Raw genomic sequence first — 3,980 nt, 5'->3', positions numbered from 1 at the left:
TACCGCAAGGTAGAAAGGCTCCCTTCTACTCGACATGTTTAACAAGGGATCGCTGCGGGGATTCCTTTTGTTCTTCAACTAAAAGATGACAGAAGGTGAATCAGTTAACAAAAGCAATGGTTGACTCCGAATTAATCCAATGAGAGAAAAACTTAATTAAACTTTTACATAAAACCACTTAATTATCAAAATAGTTGAAGTTATATAAAAATAAAATCAGGATATTTTATCAACTTTGTAATTAGTTAACCTTGCTTTTCTTTAATGTATATTTATATCGACATCCAAACCAAGGAGGAAGATCCTATGCCAGTACCTAAAATGTTACGAATGCGCCTTAGTGCTTCATCTCTCGTGATCTCTGGAATCTTGTTTGTACTTTATCCAACGATACGACCTTTTTCAGATGAAACATCCTTGCAAGGTGCCACAGCTTTCGCCTCCACCGATTGGCTAGTGGCACATATACTAGCCATTGTCGCTTTTACACTACTACCACTAGGTTTACTTGGGCTTCACAACTCTTTACAAGGGACAGCCGTAAACTCACTTGCGTATTGGGCGGTCGTGATGTGTTTGATAGGAACAGGTTTAACCTTGCCGTTTTACGGAGGGGAAACGTTCGGTCTACACGCTATAGGGCAAGAGGCGATAAGGCAACAAGCATCCACCCTTGTTAGTTTAGCAACTGTCGTCCGTTCTGGCGCGGGTCTCGTTATGTCCCTTGTAGGACTCCTACTACTTGCCATTGCAGCGATTATACTTGCTATCGCAATTTGGAGGTCTGGCATGTACCCAAAATGGAGTGGTGTTCCTTTCGCTTTAGGGATGGGATTATATATTCCGCAATTTTTCGGTGGGCAGCCGCTGCGAATTACCCACGGAATTCTGGTCGCCGTAGGTTGTCTATGGATAGCGGTAGGCTTGTGGAGGCAAAGTAACCAGAATATTGGTGAGAAGGTACAGTCTACTACTTTCCAATCCGAAAGTTAGTCAGTCGGTCATAAATTCGGAATAGGAATTAACATAATTTATTAATAAAGATTGTGAAGGTATGTACTTAAACTATAGGGTGCAAGAGTTATAGATCAAGCTGTAATTGTGGCAGCTTTTCTTATCACCAAATGAGAAGGTAGCTTTCCTGTTACTTCTTTATTAATAGTAAAAAACCTTGATTTCTCAAGGTTTATAATTGACTATTTCTTTTTTGAATTCTGATTCGTGTTTAAGATGTATTCAATTAACTTCTTATTGTGTTCCTTAAATTCATTTAATTGAGCTTTTATTTCGGATAACTCATCGGAAAGTTTTTCTAGCTGTGAAGAAATTAAACTAAGTTCTGTATTCTCTTGTGCGGGAGCAGTGTCAGGAGTGGGTCCATCTTGCTTAGGCTTATTTATATCAGTTACAGAATTAACAATTGTATCATTTGTAAACAAACTGCTTGCTACCTTCATTAGTGAATTCATTGTATTTGGATTTTGCATTAAGCTCCCAGCCAAATTCATTAATGCATCATTGTTATTGTTTGATGGTGAAGTAGTATTAAATAAAGTATCAAGGTTGAGATTATCTCCCAAAATTGATTTATTTTTTTTCTTTTGATCCTCACTCATTATTTCGTCACCCTATTCTAAAAATGTTTTTTAAGCAGTATAAAGTGAATCTTGAAGGGACTATAATCTTACACACAAATAAATGCTTTTGAAATGCGCTTATACCCAAAATTAAAAATGAACTTAGAAGATTAATTCTAGGTTCTTCTAAGTTCATTTGTCCATTTCATAGGAACTTTAAATTAAGCATATTGTTAGAATTCGATTAGCATTGTGCAGCAATTGCATTAAATGCGCCACTAAACGAGCTAGTATCAACGCCTAAAATTCCACCAACAAAAAGTGCTAGTGCTAATAAAATGATCACTAGTAGTACTCCTAAGCAAACTAGAAGATTGGAAAGTGGTGAAGTTGGCATTTATGTCCCCCCTTTCCTGGTACGAAGAGTATCGTAAGAGACCCCTTACGAAAATATATTATGTTGAAATAATGGACAAGCATAAACGGATGTCTGGGGTTTAAAAAATAGGCTGTCAATTTTACATGTGTAAAAAAGTAATAGATGCATAAATTCATACAAAAAGGTTGAAGAAATACAGGTATAAGCAAAAGCACACTGATAAGGTCAAAAAGACGTAAAGAAAGCTATGATTAAAAGTTTGCTAAAGTGTTAAGTATAATCCCACAAGCGTTGCATCTACCATTATAGTGGCTTTTTTATTGTACTAACTTGGCAGATTAGTTAAAAAGGAAAAAAATGACAGGGTGAAGTAAATAAAAAAAGCGTCAATAATGACGCTTTACAAGAGAGTGGAAAATATGCTTGCCTACAGTAGTTTATGTAATGATCTTCAAAATTGAAATGGACTAGTGTGGAACAAATAATAAAAAAGTGTCAAAAATTACGCTTTTTTTAGAAGAATGAATTGGTTTGGCATCCTAACCATATCCCCCTTTATTTTATGTGACATGGTTACTTTGTGGTTAGGTAAGTATGGAATATTGAATTAAACTTTATAGTATTTAAGTGTCTAAAAAATACAAAACCATCCATTTCAGGATGGTTGAGGAAAACGGACCAGATTTATAATACAAGATATTTTATTCACATTTCGTGAAAATGTATTTAGGCAATTAAACATTTTTAAGTAGAGGAGCTTTTGTTAAAATTTGGGAGATAATAATCATCCTCAGCCATTTCGATAATAATTACCGTTTCCTTTGGTATACCATTGTTATTGGCTGAATATTTTTTTCCTCCTAAGTTATCATTGGCTATTTTTTTTTTTTAAACTTATCAATTTCTACTTGTTGATCATTTTCATCATTGTTATTAAGCTTTAGTTGTTCTTTTTTTATCTGAATTTCATTATGTTTTTCAATATTCGATTGTTTTAGCACAGGTTGATCTGAAATTTCCTGTAACTTTTCTTCTTTAACCTGGTCTTTATTTATATCAATCTTCAAAGCTGTATTGTTATCCACAGTTTTAGGATTACTATTCTCTTCAGACTGACTATTTAAATTGCTTTCTAGATTAGGTTTACTTCTGTCATCATCCTTTTGTGTTTTTTTATTTTCATCAGGCTGACTTCCGTCTTCATCCTTTTGTACTTTTTTATTTTCTTCATTACGTTCAGCTTTTGGTTTATTTTTTTCGTTCTTGTTACTCAAGCTAACACATTTTATATGGGAAGTTGGAATCACTATTAATGACTGTAAATTATCAGAAAGGGTAATCCAATCTTTATTAGAATGGATAAGCATACCCAATGATTTTTCTGGACCACTATTTACTTTTAAAAATAAATACTGCAATTTTGAAAGAAGTTTAATAAAGTTTTCTTCAATAATGAATGAAGTTTGTTCTTCTGTACGTGCCTGTTGGATTCCTAAATCTAAAATGAAATGCTTAACATGCTTTGTATTTATATATATAATGCCCTTATGTTTACTATTGATTATTATATAGTCCGAACCGACAAATAATAATTTCCCAGATAAGGAATGGGCACCAGGGATGTTTTACTTGTAACTCTTTACCAACCCACCCAATCAAGGGATTTAAATTATCTTTCTCCATTTTAAAGTCACCCCTTAAAGTTTCCTTAAATTATATGAACAGGGTGATTTTATGAATGGGCATATACCTAGAAAATGAAAAGGTTAAGGACTATGGGTTAATACTTCATAAGGGTGGAACTTCAAGTTTTCAGAATAGATTTTTTTCCGTGATGTGGTGTGAAACTATAATCTTTTGGACACTTTCTTGTTGCACTAACGGGTGCTTGTGCGGCCGAGCATAGGTCGTATCATATAACGGGTGGGATTCCCGTCGAGTAAGAACTAGCCATTCGCTCGTAGCGAGTCTTGGAGGGCTAAAGGTAACTTTAGTCTTTAAGCGTAGACAGTTAGGTAGCGGGC

At 34.5% G+C, this 3,980-nt stretch carries 4 protein-coding genes; 1 reads left to right on the top strand and 3 read right to left on the bottom strand.

What is annotated here, in order from left to right; translation table 11 throughout:
* Nucleotides 1-306 precede the first annotated feature (306 nt).
* Nucleotides 307-993 (top strand): hypothetical protein, encoded by a 687-nt coding sequence (locus E2K98_RS30215; RefSeq protein WP_133340669.1) that lies wholly within the window; start codon nt 307-309, stop codon nt 991-993.
* A gap of 203 nt (nt 994-1,196) precedes the next feature.
* Here the strand turns inward: E2K98_RS30215 and E2K98_RS30210 are convergent, their stop codons facing one another.
* From E2K98_RS30210 to E2K98_RS30205, 3 genes are all read right to left on the bottom strand, one after another.
* Nucleotides 1,197-1,616, bottom strand: coding sequence for a hypothetical protein (locus E2K98_RS30210; protein ID WP_133340667.1), 420 nt, complete (start codon nt 1,614-1,616; stop codon nt 1,197-1,199).
* Between the two features lie 205 nt (nt 1,617-1,821).
* On the bottom strand, nt 1,822-1,974 hold the full coding sequence (locus E2K98_RS31400; RefSeq protein ID WP_165976444.1) for a hypothetical protein: 153 nt from the start codon (nt 1,972-1,974) through the stop codon (nt 1,822-1,824).
* Between the two features lie 857 nt (nt 1,975-2,831).
* On the bottom strand, nt 2,832-3,329 hold the full coding sequence (locus E2K98_RS30205; RefSeq protein WP_133340665.1) for a hypothetical protein: 498 nt from the start codon (nt 3,327-3,329) through the stop codon (nt 2,832-2,834).
* Nucleotides 3,330-3,980: the final 651 nt, after the last annotated feature.

The sequence above is a fragment of the Bacillus salipaludis genome (genome assembly GCF_004358205.1).
The sequence above is the reverse complement of the archived record's forward strand: the minus strand, read 5'-3'. Positions and strand labels throughout refer to the sequence as shown.

Bases quoted from the DNA above. Each gene is read 5' to 3' on its own strand.
- E2K98_RS31400 (WP_165976444.1), bottom strand. From the start codon at position 1,974: ATGCCAACTTCACCACTTTCCAATCTTCTAGTTTGCTTAGGAGTACTA.
- E2K98_RS30210 (WP_133340667.1), bottom strand. From the start codon at position 1,616: ATGAGTGAGGATCAAAAGAAAAAAAATAAATCAATTTTGGGAGATAAT.
- E2K98_RS30215 (WP_133340669.1), top strand. From the start codon at position 307: ATGCCAGTACCTAAAATGTTACGAATGCGCCTTAGTGCTTCATCTCTC.